Annotated in this window: 13 protein-coding genes, 1 tRNA gene and 1 pseudogene; 9 read left to right on the forward strand and 6 right to left on the reverse strand. The window is 62.1% G+C overall.

Annotation, left to right across the window (positions count from 1 at the left end):
* The first annotated feature begins 58 nt into the window (after positions 1-58).
* Genes FQK05_RS06180 through FQK05_RS06190 form a run of 4 tightly spaced genes read left to right on the forward strand, consistent with a single transcriptional unit; the run spans position 59 to position 4,414 of the window.
* Complete coding sequence (locus tag FQK05_RS06180; protein ID WP_158965039.1) at positions 59-1,261, forward strand: SIR2 family NAD-dependent protein deacylase; 1,203 nt, start codon at positions 59-61, stop codon at positions 1,259-1,261.
* Positions 1,248-3,152: an ATP-binding protein gene (locus FQK05_RS06185; RefSeq protein ID WP_199252609.1), complete on the forward strand. Its 1,905-nt coding sequence runs from the start codon at positions 1,248-1,250 to the stop codon at positions 3,150-3,152. Before FQK05_RS06180 ends, FQK05_RS06185 begins: the two co-directional genes overlap by 14 nt.
* Positions 3,153-3,156: 4 nt before the next feature.
* Complete coding sequence (locus FQK05_RS25835) at positions 3,157-3,375, forward strand: KTSC domain-containing protein (RefSeq protein ID WP_199252610.1); 219 nt, start codon at positions 3,157-3,159, stop codon at positions 3,373-3,375.
* Between the two features lies 1 nt (position 3,376).
* Entirely contained in the window at positions 3,377-4,414 is a 1,038-nt protein-coding gene (locus FQK05_RS06190) for a hypothetical protein (protein WP_158965040.1), read from the forward strand.
* A gap of 476 nt (positions 4,415-4,890) precedes the next feature.
* Here the strand turns inward: FQK05_RS06190 and FQK05_RS06195 are convergent.
* Together FQK05_RS06195 and FQK05_RS06200 are read right to left on the reverse strand one after the other, a co-directional pair.
* Positions 4,891-5,858, reverse strand: a pseudogene (locus FQK05_RS06195) (IS110 family RNA-guided transposase).
* 300 nt (positions 5,859-6,158) lie between these two features.
* Complete coding sequence (locus tag FQK05_RS06200) at positions 6,159-6,794, reverse strand: helix-turn-helix domain-containing protein (RefSeq protein ID WP_158965041.1); 636 nt, start codon at positions 6,792-6,794, stop codon at positions 6,159-6,161.
* Positions 6,795-6,916: 122 nt separating this feature from the next.
* On the opposite strand from FQK05_RS06200, the gene FQK05_RS06205 reads away from it, so the two are divergent.
* Genes FQK05_RS06205 through FQK05_RS06215 form a run of 3 tightly spaced genes read left to right on the forward strand, consistent with a single transcriptional unit; the run spans position 6,917 to position 8,422 of the window.
* Positions 6,917-7,126 (forward strand): hypothetical protein, encoded by a 210-nt coding sequence (locus FQK05_RS06205; protein ID WP_158965042.1) that lies wholly within the window; start codon positions 6,917-6,919, stop codon positions 7,124-7,126.
* Positions 7,127-7,136: 10 nt separating this feature from the next.
* Positions 7,137-7,310 carry a hypothetical protein gene (locus FQK05_RS06210; RefSeq protein ID WP_158965043.1) on the forward strand — a complete coding sequence of 58 codons (174 nt, stop codon included), beginning with the start codon at positions 7,137-7,139 and terminating at the stop codon, positions 7,308-7,310.
* Entirely contained in the window at positions 7,295-8,422 is a 1,128-nt protein-coding gene (locus tag FQK05_RS06215; RefSeq protein WP_158965044.1) for a tyrosine-type recombinase/integrase, read from the forward strand. The genes FQK05_RS06210 and FQK05_RS06215 overlap by 16 nt, the downstream gene beginning before the upstream one ends.
* 7 nt (positions 8,423-8,429) lie before the next feature.
* Here the strand turns inward: FQK05_RS06215 and FQK05_RS06220 are convergent.
* Positions 8,430-8,505, reverse strand: a tRNA-Lys gene (locus tag FQK05_RS06220).
* Positions 8,506-8,699: 194 nt separating this feature from the next.
* On the opposite strand from FQK05_RS06220, the gene dapF reads away from it, so the two are divergent.
* Entirely contained in the window at positions 8,700-9,569 is an 870-nt protein-coding gene (dapF, locus tag FQK05_RS06225; RefSeq protein WP_407644489.1) for a diaminopimelate epimerase, read from the forward strand.
* Positions 9,566-10,846, forward strand: coding sequence for a tRNA (N(6)-L-threonylcarbamoyladenosine(37)-C(2))-methylthiotransferase MtaB (mtaB, locus tag FQK05_RS06230; RefSeq protein WP_158965045.1), 1,281 nt, complete (start codon positions 9,566-9,568; stop codon positions 10,844-10,846). Before dapF ends, mtaB begins: the two co-directional genes overlap by 4 nt.
* Before the next feature lie 135 nt (positions 10,847-10,981).
* On the opposite strand, the gene FQK05_RS06235 is transcribed toward mtaB, so the two are convergent.
* From FQK05_RS06235 to flgK, 3 genes are read right to left on the reverse strand one after another with little or no spacing between them, the layout of a single operon-like run.
* Complete coding sequence (locus FQK05_RS06235; RefSeq protein ID WP_233270399.1) at positions 10,982-12,049, reverse strand: flagellar basal body P-ring protein FlgI; 1,068 nt, start codon at positions 12,047-12,049, stop codon at positions 10,982-10,984.
* A gap of 32 nt (positions 12,050-12,081) precedes the next feature.
* Complete coding sequence (locus FQK05_RS06240) at positions 12,082-13,086, reverse strand: flagellin (RefSeq protein ID WP_158965047.1); 1,005 nt, start codon at positions 13,084-13,086, stop codon at positions 12,082-12,084.
* Between the two features lie 3 nt (positions 13,087-13,089).
* Positions 13,090-14,538, reverse strand: coding sequence for a flagellar hook-associated protein FlgK (gene flgK / locus FQK05_RS06245; RefSeq protein WP_158965048.1), 1,449 nt, complete (start codon positions 14,536-14,538; stop codon positions 13,090-13,092).
* Positions 14,539-14,568 lie beyond the last annotated feature (30 nt).

The following is a 14,568-nucleotide window of genomic DNA, read 5'->3' on the forward strand; positions in this document are numbered from 1 at the left end:
TTCGACTAGGAAAGGCAAGGTGCGATGATTAGGACGAGAACGCCTGCAAGGGGTCAAGATGCATAAACATGATCCAGCTCGTCAAATCAGCTTTGTCCAACAAGCCCTTTCGCAAAACCGAAAGCCGATCGGATTCTTCCTTGGTGCTGGTTGCCCCCTGTCGATCCGCGTCAACCACCGGGAGGAGAATGGGAAAGCCGTTACCGACCCACTGATCTGGGATGTATCCGGATTGACGAAGGTTATTGCTCAGACCCTTTCGAGTGGCGACCCGGAAAATCCCACAAGCTGGGACAAAATCGTCCAGATCGTCAAAGAAGATGGTGGTGACAGTGGTAATATTGAGCTGCTGCTCAGCCGCATTCGCGTTTTCGCGAGCGTTGCCGGCAGCGGGAATGTGCGCGGCCTTACACAGGCCGAACTTACAGAGCTTGACACTAAAGTCTGCAATGTCATCTCGCGAGAGGTAACTCGCTCGCTGCCGACCAAGGACACCCCTTACCACAATCTCGCGATTTGGAGCCGCTCGATCCGCCGCGAGCGTCCAGTGCATCTTTTTACTACCAACTACGACCTACTGATGGAGCAGGCGCTCGAGGAGAGTTCTGCGCCCTATTTCGACGGCTTCATCGGTGCGCGAAAGGCATTCTTCGATTTGGGTGCGGTCGAGGATGAGGGCCTGTTGCCTCCGCGGTGGACCCGGCTCTGGAAGATTCATGGCTCGCTAAACTGGCGGCTCGAAAATGAAACCGACGTTGTTCGAACCCATGAAAAGAACGACAAGCAGAGTTATCTGATCTACCCGTCGCACCTGAAATATGACCAGAGCCGCAAGATGCCCTATCTAGCGATGCTCGACCGCCTGAAAGCTTTCCTGCTCGCTCCATCTTCGCTGCTGTTCATTTGCGGCTATTCCTTCGCTGATGAGCATATCAACGACGTGATCTGCCGCAGCCTTGAAGCCAATCCGACTGCGCACGTTTTTGCCTGTGTTTTCGGCGAACTTGAAGCAAGTTCCTATAAGCTCGCCCGGCAGTGCGCCATGTCGACCCCTAATCTCAGTCTGCTGGGTTTCGACAAAGCTATCATCGGGCGCACATTGGGCAGTTGGACTGCCGACGGTTCAGATGATCTCTTGCTGCCGCCCACCATTCTCGTGAGAGATGGCGAGAATGTTGCCTTGCGGCTCGGAGATTTTGCAGCACTCGGCACGTTGTTGCGTGGCCTCTCAGGTGACGGAATGAGCGATGTTGCGGCCTGATCTCGTCGATCGGGCGACCGTCATCGGAACGGTTCAAGACGTCAGCGGCACGTCGGTCAGCGTGACCTTGACCTCGGACCGCTTCTCAGGCTTGAGCTTTGTCCACGGCCAGGGTCACAAGATCGGCCAGATCGGCAGTTTCGTCAAAATCCCGATCGGCTATGTCGATCTCTACGGGATCGTCTCGCAGGTAGGCGCCAGTGCGGTGCCGGAAAAGGTGGCGATCGCCATGCCCAATGGGCTGCGTTGGATGACGGTCCAGCTGATCGGCGAAGGTTATCGGACTGGTAGATTTCAACGCGGAATTTCGCAATATCCCACTTTCGAGGATGAAGTTCATCTTGTTTCCGAGGCCGACCTCCAGGCCATCTATGGACGATCGAACAAGCAAAACCATCTGGTCCGTGTCGGCCATGTGGCGGGAAGTGAATCGATCGACGCGCTCGTCGACGTTAACAAGCTCGTCACCCGCCACAGCGCTGTGGTCGGAACGACCGGCTCGGGCAAGTCGACAACAGTGGCCGGACTGCTCAACGTCCTGTCGGATGAAAGCCGATTCCCTTCCGCGCGGATCGTCGTCCTCGACCTTCACGGGGAATATGCCAAGGCGCTTGGCGACCGCGCGAACATCTTTAAGATCAGCCCGGATGCCCGCAACCTTAACGAGCACCGGCTGTGCATACCGTTCTGGGCGCTGAGCTTCGATGAGCTCATGCGGGTGACTTTCGGAAGCCTTCCGCCCGACGGAAAAGCACGCAACATCATCCTCGAGCAGATCCTCGAGGCCAAGATCGCAAGCCTTTCAGCGCAACCGATCGCCGGTGTCGACCCTGCCAGCATAACCGCCGATAGCCCTGTGCCTTTCTCGCTCAACAAGCTCTGGTATGACCTCTATTGCCGCGAGTTCGGAACCTATTTCAGTGGCGGCGGCGCAAACCCGTTAGATCAGGCGACCTGGGCCTATGAGCTCGATCCTACGGGCAAGAAGATGGTGGGGGATGCGCATGCAGCGGTTCCACCGCGCTTTCGCAAGGTCAAGAATGTCGGCTCTGATCCGGAGAAGATCAATTGGCTCCCGGACGTCCTCAACATTCGGGGGCCGCTTGAGGCGCTCGGCGCCCGGCTTCGCGTCGCGCGCTACGACTTCCTGCTGAAGGCCGGCGACTGGCACCCAGATCTCGATGGTACGACGACCAAGACACTCGCCGATCTGGTCGAACACTGGCTCGGCAGTAACAAGCCGATCACGATCCTCGATCTGTCGGGCATTCCCTCAACGGTAACTAACGACATCATCGGCAACATCTTGCGCGTCCTTTACGATGGTCTTTTCTGGGCGCGCAACCTCTCGGAGGGCGGGCGCGAACGCCCGCTGCTCGTAGTGATGGAAGAAGCGCACAGCTATCTTGGCGACAATGGAAGCAGCGCCGCCTCGATCGCGACCCAACGCATCGTCAAGGAAGGGCGCAAATATGGGATCGGGGCAATGATCGTCAGCCAGCGCCCGGCCGAGATCAATGCGACGATCCTGTCTCAATGCGGGACCTTTTTTGCCATGCGGTTGAGCAATGCCACCGACCGCTCACATGTGACCAGTGCTCTCTCTGACAATCTCGAAGGTTTGACGAGCATGTTGCCTGTGCTGCGCACCGGCGAGGCTATCATCCTCGGTGAAGCGGTAAGCCTCCCGATGCGGACAATGATCCAGGCGCCGCCTCGCGATCGTCGCCCCGACAGCCAGGATCCACTGATCTGTGACGAAGCTGCGCCCGAGGATTCGATGACACCGGGCGGTTGGAACCTGCAAACGCACTTTGCCGCAGACTATCGCTATTTTGTAGAGACCTGGCTCCAGCAGAACCCACTCACCACCCTGCCTGAGAAGGAATAACTATATGGCCTGGCAAGATTTCGCCCCCTTCACCTCGTCGAACGTCGCTGCAATCCGCTACGACGAAGATCAGCTACTGCTTGAGGTCGAGTTTCTCAACAACACCCGTTATCACTATTATGAGGTGCCTCCGCATATTGCCCTAGCTTTTGATCAGGCCGGATCGAAGGGGACTTTCCTCGCGTCGACCATCAAGGGTCACTATCGCTACAGCCGGGTCTGATATGCCACTTGTCGGCCTCGATCAAAAAAATTCTCGCGTTCAGTTTGGTGCCTTCGAAGTCGAAAACAAGATCTTGTTCGAGTTCTTCAACAAGGTTCCGTCAGCCGACCGAGACGAGCAGCTTCACAAAGCTCTATACATCGGCGTCCTGGCGCTAATGGAGGACCGGCTCTCGAGCTTCCTTTCGAAAACCGCCAACGAGCTCGGCACCGAGCTCGAAAGTCTGAAGCTCATCTTCGACATGAAGAAGGAGCTTTTCTATCGCTCAGCAGTCAAAGGCGTGCTCGCTGAAACTGAAATCGCCGACTTCCTGTCCGAGTTTTTCGGTCGCCAGAAGATCGCTGACCGGATCGAGCTTACTGGCGATCGTGCCGGTGCGATCCGTCGGAATAAGACCGGCGACATCGTCTGCCATCTGGCCGGTGATAGCGGTAAACGAATCGCGATCGAGTGCAAGTTCGACAAGAGCATTCGCCTTGGTGACATCCAGACCAAGGATATCTTTACGAAGAAAGCGGACACAGCTTGGAGCCAACTCCTCGAAGCGCAGGCGAACCGCGACAGCCAGGTTGGGATCATTGTGTTCGACGCCTCGCTTGTCGACAATAGCATCCTGGTTGTGGTGCAGGATCTGAAATTCCTGCCCGGTATTGGTCTGATCGCGATCATCGATTCCCAAAAGGGTGATTATCGCAACCTCGCGATCGCCTACATGCTCGCACGCGACATCGCCCTCAACGCAAAGACGATCGAGCTCGACACAGATGTCCTCAAGATCATCGTTAATCGGCTGATCAAAGATGCGCGCGACATGGCGTTGGTGAAGCACCTTGTTACTGCCAACATCGACAATATGAAGCAGATCCTCGCACAAATCGAGAAGGGCATCCTCCTCGCCGAATTCAATCAGCGCTACCTCATCAAGTTTCTCGCCGAGGGGACACTCACTAAGGAAGATATGCTGGCGTTCTATGCGGGCGAAGAGGTTAAGGAACACTTCCGCTTAATCGAACGGGAAATTGGAGATCTTTGCTCTTGATCTGGAGAGCTCCCCTAGTCGCAATGCCCTCCTTGCGGGATCCGCTTTGGTGGCAGGTCACTCTCATGGCGGTGAGTTAACGCGCCACGGTTGCACTAGCCAGATGCTGCGATCGCGCTGCCGCACATACATCGAGCCGCTCTCGGCCCTTCGAGTCGACAAGGCAGGTGTCGGTTCTGATACGTCACTGAATGTCCTGTGTGGATGGCTCCCGCATAGCAAGGCGTAAATGAGACTGCGTGTACCTTTTCAGAAGAGGTCTTGTGTCCGGCCTGTTTGCGCGGTTCACGCCGCTGGCCCTCCCTCTCGTGCATGTAAACATGCACTGCCGGGCAGTGGATGGGATCCGCAGATCAGGTTCCTATCTGCTTTGCGGGCAATGTCGCCCGGGTCATTCGGCGGAGCGTCCTGATCGTCGCGGCTGAAGGGTACACCATCACATCGTTGGTCTTGCTATCTCGTGGGCGCGTGCCGGCTTAAGCGGCGTGCGGCTTGTAGGGCTCGTTCCTGGTCAGGACTGCCCACATGATCCGCGCCGTCTTGTTCGCCATGGCGACCGTCGCGAGCCGGGCCGGCTTTCTATGCAGCAGCTTCGTCAGCCAGGGGTCGGCGCGCTCGGGATAATTGGCGACCTGCCGCACGCGCGATGTCATTCCGACCACGATGAGCTGGCGCAGATACCGATCGCCCATCTTGGTGATCCTTCCCAATCGCTCCTTACCGCCGCTGGAATGGTTGCGCGGTGTCAGCCCCAGCCATGCCGCGAACTCCCGCCCGCTCTTGAACTGGTGTCCCGACCCGATCGTGGCTGCCACGGCCGAGGCCGTTACCGGCCCCACGCCGGGAATGGTTTGCAGGAGTTGGGCCTGGCGGCTGAGACGGGCCTGAATGCGCATCGTGATCTCGTACCAGCCAAGGCGGTTGTGCAGATCGACCAGCTGACGGCTGAGGACCCGCAGGACGTCCTGGGCGAGCTCGGGCAGTCCGGACTGCTTGCCCTCGATGATCCCCTTCGCAAAGTCGATGGCCCGCGCCACGCCCCGAGCGATGGTGATGCCGAACTCCGCCGCAAGGCTCCGCACCATGTTGATCAGCTGGGTGCGCTGGCGAACCACGAAATCACGTGCGCGGTGCAGGGACAAAAGCGCCTGCTGGTCCTCGGACTTGATCTCGACGAACCGCATCGTGGGCCGCGTCACTGCTTCGCAGATCGCTTCGGCGGCATCAACCGGACTGTGTGGCCCAGCTTCGAAAGCTCCCGCGCCCAGTGGTGGCTCGATGCGCAGGCCTCGATGCCGATGAGGCAGGGGGACAGTCGCTCGAAGAACGACAGCACCTGCGCCCGACGCAAAGGTCGGTTGAAGGCCACTTCGCCGCCTTCCGTCACGCCATGGACGTGGAAGATGGTCTTGGCCAGATCGAGGCCGACAGTGGTAACCTGCATGGGGTGGCTCCTCTCGATTGCAGATTCTGACACCTGCACTATGGCGCATTGCGACGCCGGGGAGCGGGAGCCATCCACCCCATCTGCTTTCTGAGAGAGGACGGAGTACATGCATGCCCGCAGCGAAAGTCCGCTCTCCGTCGTTCGTGTCGTCCAGGCGGGTGCCGTCATGCTGCGGCTCGCTTGAGTGACCGCATACGGCTGACAGGGAGCGTAGGCCAAGCCAGGAACCATGCGCGTTGGAAGCCGAGCAAGTCCACGTCATCGGCCATGCTGCTTCAGAAGCGCGGCGTTCGTGGTTCACCGCGGCGACCAGCGCCCTTCTAGTCCCTCATCGACGTGCTTCTGCCAAGCCGCCTCGTCACGCTCATACTGTTCGAACTGACTATCCTCGTAGGCTTCTGGATCCGGCGGCGCGGGGATGTTCTCCGGATGGAACTTGTACACCATCTCGCTTGCGACCACCTCATCGACCAGACGCTTGTCGATCATGAGCCCCCGCTCCTGCGCATAGCCGATCGTTTCATTGATGATCTTCTCCTGCCTCGAAAGGGGGATACCCTTGTAGTCGGTCAGGAGAACGCGAAGCATCCAGATCGTCGTGGATACGACCCGCTCGTACGCCTCGCTTGACGGGCGGCCGGTCAGGATCTCGTTCAGATCAACCCCGGTGTACATGTTGAGGCGGACGAGCGCCTCGGTCGGGATCGATCGCTTCCCGCTTTCATAGGCGTAGTAGCTCCGCGGCGTGATGCCCATCATCTCCGCCATCTCGGTCTTGGTGAAGCCGCGCTTCTTCCTGAAGCGTTCGAGGTTGGCGTGGGGCTCCGCCGCGAGCGCGGCCGCCAGGGCCTCTTCCTGGCTTCGGGCTTCCTCCTCTTCCTCGAAAGCACGGGCATACTCGTCCGGGTCGACCGGGGTGAATTTGAACGCCATTGTCACGGCCTCGCAGGATAGGAACAATCGTTCCGGCAATTGTGCCCGAAAAAAGAAAGTCTGTGAAGCCGTGCATTTGACTGGTAGCATCGGCCCGACAGCGCATGAAACCGGAGGCACCGATGTCGGAACTCTTGATGGAAGGGAAAACCCCGGAGAACTGGGCGAAGCAGTTGCTCGAGCACGGTGTGCGGGTGTCGCCGCGCCTCATCCGCACGAAGGCGCGTGAGACCGGCAACTACTACCAGCTTGGCAACCTGATGCTCCTGTCTCCGGAGCAGATCGAGGCACTGCTGATGCCGGGGCGGCCCCAGGCTGACCAGAGAGCCTGAGGGGGCGAAGATGGCGGCAGAGAAGGCACGCATCACGCAATCCGAGTTGACCCGATACCTGAAGGCGTATCGGGATGCCGGGATCCCCATCGGGCGTTCAGAGATCAGCCGTGATGGCACCGTCGTCATCTACACGGCCACGCCGAAGGCGCAGGAGGAGGACAACCCGTGGGATCAGGCCTGAAACGGAGCCGCCAGTATCCCGGCGCGACCTCTTATTTCGACCGCCACGGCAAGCGCCGCTGGCGCTTCCGCAAGGGCGGCTTCTCGGCCGAGCTTGGATCGGACTACGGCTCAGAGGATTTCATCCGGCGATACGAGGCCGCGCTGGAGGGGCATCGGACGCGCGGAGGCGTCGGCGCCGGCCGCGCGAAACCCGGCAGTGTCGGTCTGCTCGTCTCGAAATGGTACCGGTCGCAGGACTTCCTGGCGCTCGAGGCATCGACGCAGCGCGTTTACCGCGGTGTGGTCGAGAGCTTCCGCCAGCAGCACGGCGACAAGCCCGTGCACCTGATGCAGCTCCGTCATGTGCAGGACCTTCTGGCTTCCAAGGCGGACACGCCTGCAGCGGCCAACAACCTGCGCAAGAGGCTGATCCAGCTTCTGGACTACGCGATGACGCTGGAATGGCGGACCGACAACCCGGCACGTGCCACGAAGCCCTACAAGGTCGCCACGGAGGGCTTTCACACCTGGACCGAGGCGGAGATTGCGAAGTTCATCCAGACACATCCTGAGGGCACCGAGGCGCACAGGGTGATGACGCTGATGGCCTACACCGGAGTGGCCCGCGTGGATGCGGTGCAGCTTGGCCCTTGGAACATCAAGGATGGGCGGTTTCAGTACCGTCGCCAGAAGACGAAGAAGACCAACGGGCGTCTGATCTCGATTCCCGTGCATCCGGACCTTGCAGCGGTGTTGTCCAAGTTGCCGCCCGACCGCCCCTACATCTCCACGAGGCGCGGTACGGCGCGCACAGCGGCCGGCCTGGGCAATCTCATGCAGCGCTGGACCCGTGAGGCGGATTTGCCCGCCTGCTCCTCTCACGGCCTGCGGAAGGCCTGTGCGCGGCGACTCGCGGAGGCAGGAGCGACCACGAACCAGATCGCGTCGGTGACCGGCCACAAGACGCTGGCGCTTGTGCAGCACTACACGGCTGCGGCAGAACGCGAAGGATTGGCGGATTCAGCTTTCGAGAAGCTGCTCGCACGTCCGAATGGAGAACAAAACTTGGCGAACCTTCCTGATTGGTTCGCCAATATCGACACCAAGTCCCTTAAAGGAAAGGAAAACTGATGTTCAGTGGTGAGCCGTGCAGGATTCGAACCTGCGACCCACTGATTAAAAGTCAGTTGCTCTACCAACTGAGCTAACGGCCCACTCTGTTGCGCCATTCTGGCGCTGTTCCACCCTTCTGTCGTTCCGTGCATCCAGACCGGATGAACACCGAGCAGCGTCCGGGAGGGTCGGCCCCGATCATTGACCGGTGTCGACTAGGCGGCCCTAATATGAGAGGTCCCGAACGCGGTCAACCCCGGAACTGAAGAATTTCCGCAAGCTGCCGCAGGGGGATATGGATTCCGTCCGCTGCGGCGGCTATATGCGCCCAATGTCCAATGCCGCGACCCCCGATCTGCCCTTCATGAAGATGCACGGGCTGGGAAACGACTTCGTCGTTCTGGATGCGCGTGCGCGCCCGATCGATGTGCCGCCCGCGCTGGCGCTGGCTCTGGCCGACCGGCACCGCGGCGTGGGCTTCGACCAGCTGGCGGTGATCGAGAACGGCGCGGGCGACGCCCACCTGCGGTTCTTGAATGCCGACGGCTCGGCCTCGGCCGCGTGCGGGAACGCGACGCGCTGCATCGCGCGCTACCTGATGGCCGAAACCGGCAAGACCCGTCTGCGCCTGACCACCGATCGCGGCGAACTGGACGCGTTGGACGCCGGGAACGGCCTGACCTCGGTCAACATGGGGCCGCCGCAGCTGCGCTGGGACGAGATCCCGCTGGCGCGCGAAATGGACACGCTGGAACTGCCCATCGACGGGCGCCCCACGGCGACCGGCATGGGCAATCCGCATTGCACCTTCTTTGTCGATGATGCCGAGGCCATCGACCTTGCCACCTTCGGCTCGGCCATCGAACACCACCCGCTGTACCCGGAACGCACAAATGTGCAGGTCGCCCATGTGCTGGGTCCCGACCGGCTGCGTATGCGGGTCTGGGAACGGGGGACGGGGATCACGCTGGCCTCGGGCTCGTCCTCCTGCGCCACGGCCGTCGCAGCGGCGCGGCGCGGACTGACCGGGCGGTCGGTGGACATCGTGCTGGACGGCGGCACCTTGCGGGTCGACTGGCGCGAGGACGGCGTCTGGATGACCGGACCGACCGCCCATGTCTTTTCCGGCACCCTGACCGCGTCCTTCCTGGAGGGGCTGCTGTGACGGATGTGCCCACCTTCGTTACGCTGGGCTGCCGGCTCAACGCCTACGAGACCGAAGCGATGAAGCGCCTGGCCGAGGACGCCGGTGCCGAGGATGTCGTCGTCGTCAACACCTGCGCCGTAACCTCCGAAGCGGTGCGCAAGGCCGGGCAGGAGATCCGCCGCCTGCGCCGCGAACGGCCCGATGCGCGGCTGGTGGTGACCGGATGCGCCGCGCAGGTCGAACCCGAACGTTTCGCGGCAATGCCCGAGGTCGACGTCGTCGTCGGCAATGCCGAGAAGATGCAGCCCGCGACCTGGGCCGGGCTGGCCGGCGGTTTCATCGGCGATGTGGAACCCGTGCAGGTCAACGACATCATGTCGGTGACGGAAACGGCGGGGCACCTGATCGATGGATTCGGTACGCGCTCGCGCGCCTATGTGCAGGTCCAGAACGGCTGCGATCATCGCTGTACCTTCTGCATCATCCCCTTCGGGCGCGGCAATGCACGGTCCGTCCCGGCGGGGGTCGTGGTGGACCAGATCAAGCGGCTGGTGGATCGCGGCTTCAACGAGGTGGTGCTGACCGGGGTCGATCTGACCAGCTGGGGCTGCGACCTGCCGGGCAATCCGCCGCTGGGCGACCTTGTGATGCGGATCCTGCGACTGGTCCCGGATCTGGCGCGGCTGCGCATCAGTTCCATCGATTCGATCGAGGCAGATCCACGGCTGATGGAGGCGATCGCCACCGAACCGCGGCTGATGCCCCACCTGCATCTGTCGCTGCAGCACGGCGACAACCTGATCCTGAAGCGAATGAAGCGCCGACACCTGCGCGACGACGCGATCCGGTTCTGCGAGGAAGCGCGCGCGCTGCGCCCCGACATGACATATGGCGCCGACATCATCGCCGGTTTCCCGACGGAAACCGAGGAGATGTTCCAGAACTCCCTTCGCCTGGTCGAGGAATGTGGGCTGACCTGGCTGCACGTCTTCCCCTATTCGCCACGCCCCGGAACGCCGGCGGCACGGATGCCGCAGGTCCGCGGCGACCGGATCCGCGACCGGGCCCGTCGCCTGCGTGCCGCCGGGGAGTCACGCGTGGGCGCCTATCTGGCCTCGCGGGTTGGCGAAACGCATCCCGTGTTGATGGAATCCCCGACACGTGGGCGCACGCCCCATTTCGCCGAGGTCGATCTGCCCGATCCGGTGGCAGAAGGCTCCATCGTCACGAGCCGGATCACGGGCCTCAGCGGATCTGTCCTGACTGGAACACCGGTTGTCGCCGACGCCGCCTGACAACCTCGTCCCCTGCCCGTCCAGCGCCCGCAGCGCGATCAAACCCTGGTGCGGCCGACATCACCTGCGCGCCATCGCCCGGAGATACGCAAGCCTGCAACCGCCCTCTACCGGCAACCGTGCTGCAGGCTCTGTTCAGCGCACCAGGAATTCGGCGTGAAGTGCGCCCGCAGCTTTGATGCTTTGCAGGATATCGATCATGTCACGGGGCGAAACGCCCAGCGCGTTCAGGCCGCTGACCACCTGTGACAGGGTCGTCCCTTCCGGCACCTCGGCCAACTGGATTCCCTGGTCCTGCTGGATGGTGGCGCCCGTGCGCGGCACGACCACGGTTTCTCCCCGGGCGAACGGGTTCGGTTGCACGACCAGCGGCGTTTCGTCGATCCGCAGCGTCAGGTTCCCCTGGGCCACCGCAACGCGCGAAAGCCGCACATCCTCGCCCATGACGATGGTGCCGGACCGCTGGTCAACGACCACCCGCGCCTTCGTCTCGGGCTCGATCAGCAAGTTCTCGATCTGGCCGATGGCATGGGCGGCATTGCCGACATCCGCAGCGGAAACGCTGAAGCGCACGGTCCCTGAATCCAGCATCTGAGCGACCGGACGCTGGAACGCGCGGTTGATCGCCGCCTCGATCCGCCCCGCGGTCGTGAAATCCGGGTCCCGCAGCGCCAGACGCACATTCGACAGCGACGACAGCTCGAACTCGATCTCGCGTTCGACCCTTGCGCCAGAGGGGATCACGCCAGAGGTCGGCACGCCCTGCACCACTTTTGCCGCGTCGCCTTCGGCTGCGACCCCCCCGGCCAGTACGGTGCCCTGCGCCACGGCATAAATCCGGCCGTCCGCGGCATTCAGCGGCGTCATGATCAGCGTCCCGCCCAGCAGGCTTTTGGAATCTCCGATGGCCGAGACGGTGACGTCGATCTGCGACCCTGTCCGCGCAAAGGGCGGCAGCGTCGCCGTCACCATGACCGCGGCAACGTTTTTGGGGCGGAACTGTTCGCCCGTCACGTTGACGCCAAGGCGTTCCAGGATATTGGCCATGATCTCTTCGGTGAAGGGCGCGTTGCGCAGCCCGTCGCCGGTGCCGTTCAGCCCGACCACAAGGCCATAGCCGATCAGGTCGTTGCCCCGGACACCGTCGAATTCGACCAGATCCTTCAGGCGCACGACCCCGGCCGCAGCCGCCTGGACAGACATCAGGGTAACGAGAAGCGCCAGAAGGACCCGCCTCACAGGAAGTTCACCAGCTTCAGCCGCGACGACCGTGCCGCAACGGAAAACAGCGCTTCCAGCTGGAACTGGACGATTTCAAGCTGCGTGGCGATGTCGATTGGGTCCGCTTCCAGAAGCTCTGTCCTTGCCTGCTGAAAGGCGCTGCTGGCCGCTCCGTTGCGGCTTTGCGCTTCCTCGATCCGCTGTTCGGCGAAGCCGACATCGGCGCGCATCCCGGTCAGGCCATCCGACACGGACAAGAGTTCCAGCGCCGCGGCGTCGATCAGTTCGCTTTGCACCGATGGGGCGAGGCCCAGCGTCGGATCGTCGATCAGGGCCCCCACCGCTAGGTTGCGCAACATGTCCTTGAACGTGTCGTTGTCGGCCCGAAAATCCAGCGTGACCTCCTGCCCCTCGCCCACCCGGAGGGGCGAGACACTGGTGGCCGAACCGCCATAGAAGACCGTGTCGTAACCGGCGGGATCGTCGAACCAGGCCTGGGCTGCCGCGATCACATCGGCAGCGGTCGTGGCCCCGGCCAACTCGGTCCGCAAGGCCGTCAGCAATGTATCCGTATCCTGCACCGACCGCTGGTCCGTCGCCGTGCCGGCAAACAGGCTGCGCCCGCCGACGGAAGTGTTCAGCATGGTGATCACGGCGTCCAGCTGCTGTTCGGCCGAATGGGCCAGGTGCGGCAGCGATGGCCCCGCCGTCGACTGGCTGGCCGACATTGCCGCGCCGATCATGGTCTGGGTCGATTCGTACATGTGTTCCAGGCTGGTCTGCATGCCGGTCGCCACCAGCTTGGCCTCGGCCGCGGCGGTGTTGATGCCATTCAGCTTCGCCAACCGGTGATCGATATCCGCAAGATAGACATAATCGCCCCCCAGCCGCGCCGAAACGTTACTGGTTATCCCGCTGGCGAGTTCTTCCGTCAACGTCGACAGGGCCCGCTTGGTCCTGTTGGCCGAGGACGTCAGCATCAGTTGATGCGACCTGTCACCGATAGAATTCAAAGCCATACGTCAGATCCGCAATAGAGTGTCCATCATTTCGTCCACCGCCGCGATCATCCGCGCATTGGCGGCATAGATCTGTTCGACGACAATCAACGTCTGCATCTCGGCATCGGTATCGACGCCTTCGGCCAATTCGATGCGCTGCAGTTCCGTCCGCGAGGCGGAGGCGAAGCTCAGCCTCTGGCCGGCATAATCCGCCCCCTGTGACACCCGCGACATCAGCGATGCCGCCAGGCCAGAGGCTGTCAGCGCAACGGAACCGAACCGGCCCGACGCCGGCACGCGACCGTCAGACATGATATCGGCGAAGGCCTGCAACTGGCCGGCATAGCCGACGTCGCCCGGCATGGCCGCACCGAAACCGTCACGCAGATAGGTGCTGTCGCCGCCCTGTGCCGGGTCGATGATCGTGTTGACGGAAATCCGGCTGGCGATGTCCAGTTCGTCCAGCGGATCGAAGGCCGCACCCTCGTCCGTGAACAGGCCCGGGTCGCCGATCGCGGCCGTCGGATCCAGGCCCGGGGTCTGGAACCGTTCGATCAGATCGCGCGCCATGCTGTCGAGATCGGACTGCATTTCCACCGCAAGCTTGTCCCGGATCTCGAACGCGGCGGCCAGCGATCCGCCGGCAATCGCGCTGGAGGCGCTCAGCGTCGTCACCGGTTTGTCGTTGATCGTCAGCCCCGACAGCAGCCCATTGTCCACCGTCATGTAGGGCGTCGTCTCGCCGACGACGCTGAACCCGATAGTCGCCGCAACACCGTCCAGCATGCGTGATCCGGTGGTCGTGTAGATCGCGATCTGGCCGTTTTCGCGCGTGACTTCCTGGATCGGGATGATGGTGTTCAGTTCGTCCAGAAGGACTTGCCGTTCGTCCCGCATGCCGTTCGAGTCGCCCCCCGATACCTCGATCGAGGTGATCCGGGTGTTCAGCAGCTGGATCCGGCCGAGGATTTCGTTCGCGCGGGTCACCTGAATGCCGATGGACCGGTCCGCGCGTGAACGTTCTGCCCGCAGGCCGGCGGACGCATCGTTCAGCCCCTCGGCCAGCAGACTGGCCTGGGACACCACAGAATCCAGCCTGTGGATGCTGTCGGGGCGGCTTTGCGCCTCGAACAGGGAAGATTCGAAGCCGGACACGCGGGCGGCCAGGGAATCCCCCTCCGTCGCGCTGCCGACGACGCGCACCATCGCGTCGTGATACCGGGACAATGCCGAGAAGTTCGATTCCTCGGCATCGGCCACGCGGCGGTTCGACACCATGACGGGATCGACATTCCGCGTAATTCCCACGAAACGCACGCCGCCGGTCACCGATGCCGACGCCAGATCCAGGCTTCGGCGCCCGTAGCCCGGCGTCAGGGCGTTGGAGATATTGTCCGAAACCACGGCTGTTGCACGGCCCGCCGCAGCGAGTCCGGTCATCGCATTGTTCAGGGCCGTACTGAGAGACATGCAAGGTACTCCGGTCAGGGGTTAAAAGGC

The organism is Chachezhania sediminis (assembly GCF_009765275.1).
Taxonomy (GTDB): Bacteria; Pseudomonadota; Alphaproteobacteria; order Rhodobacterales; family Rhodobacteraceae; genus Chachezhania; species Chachezhania sediminis.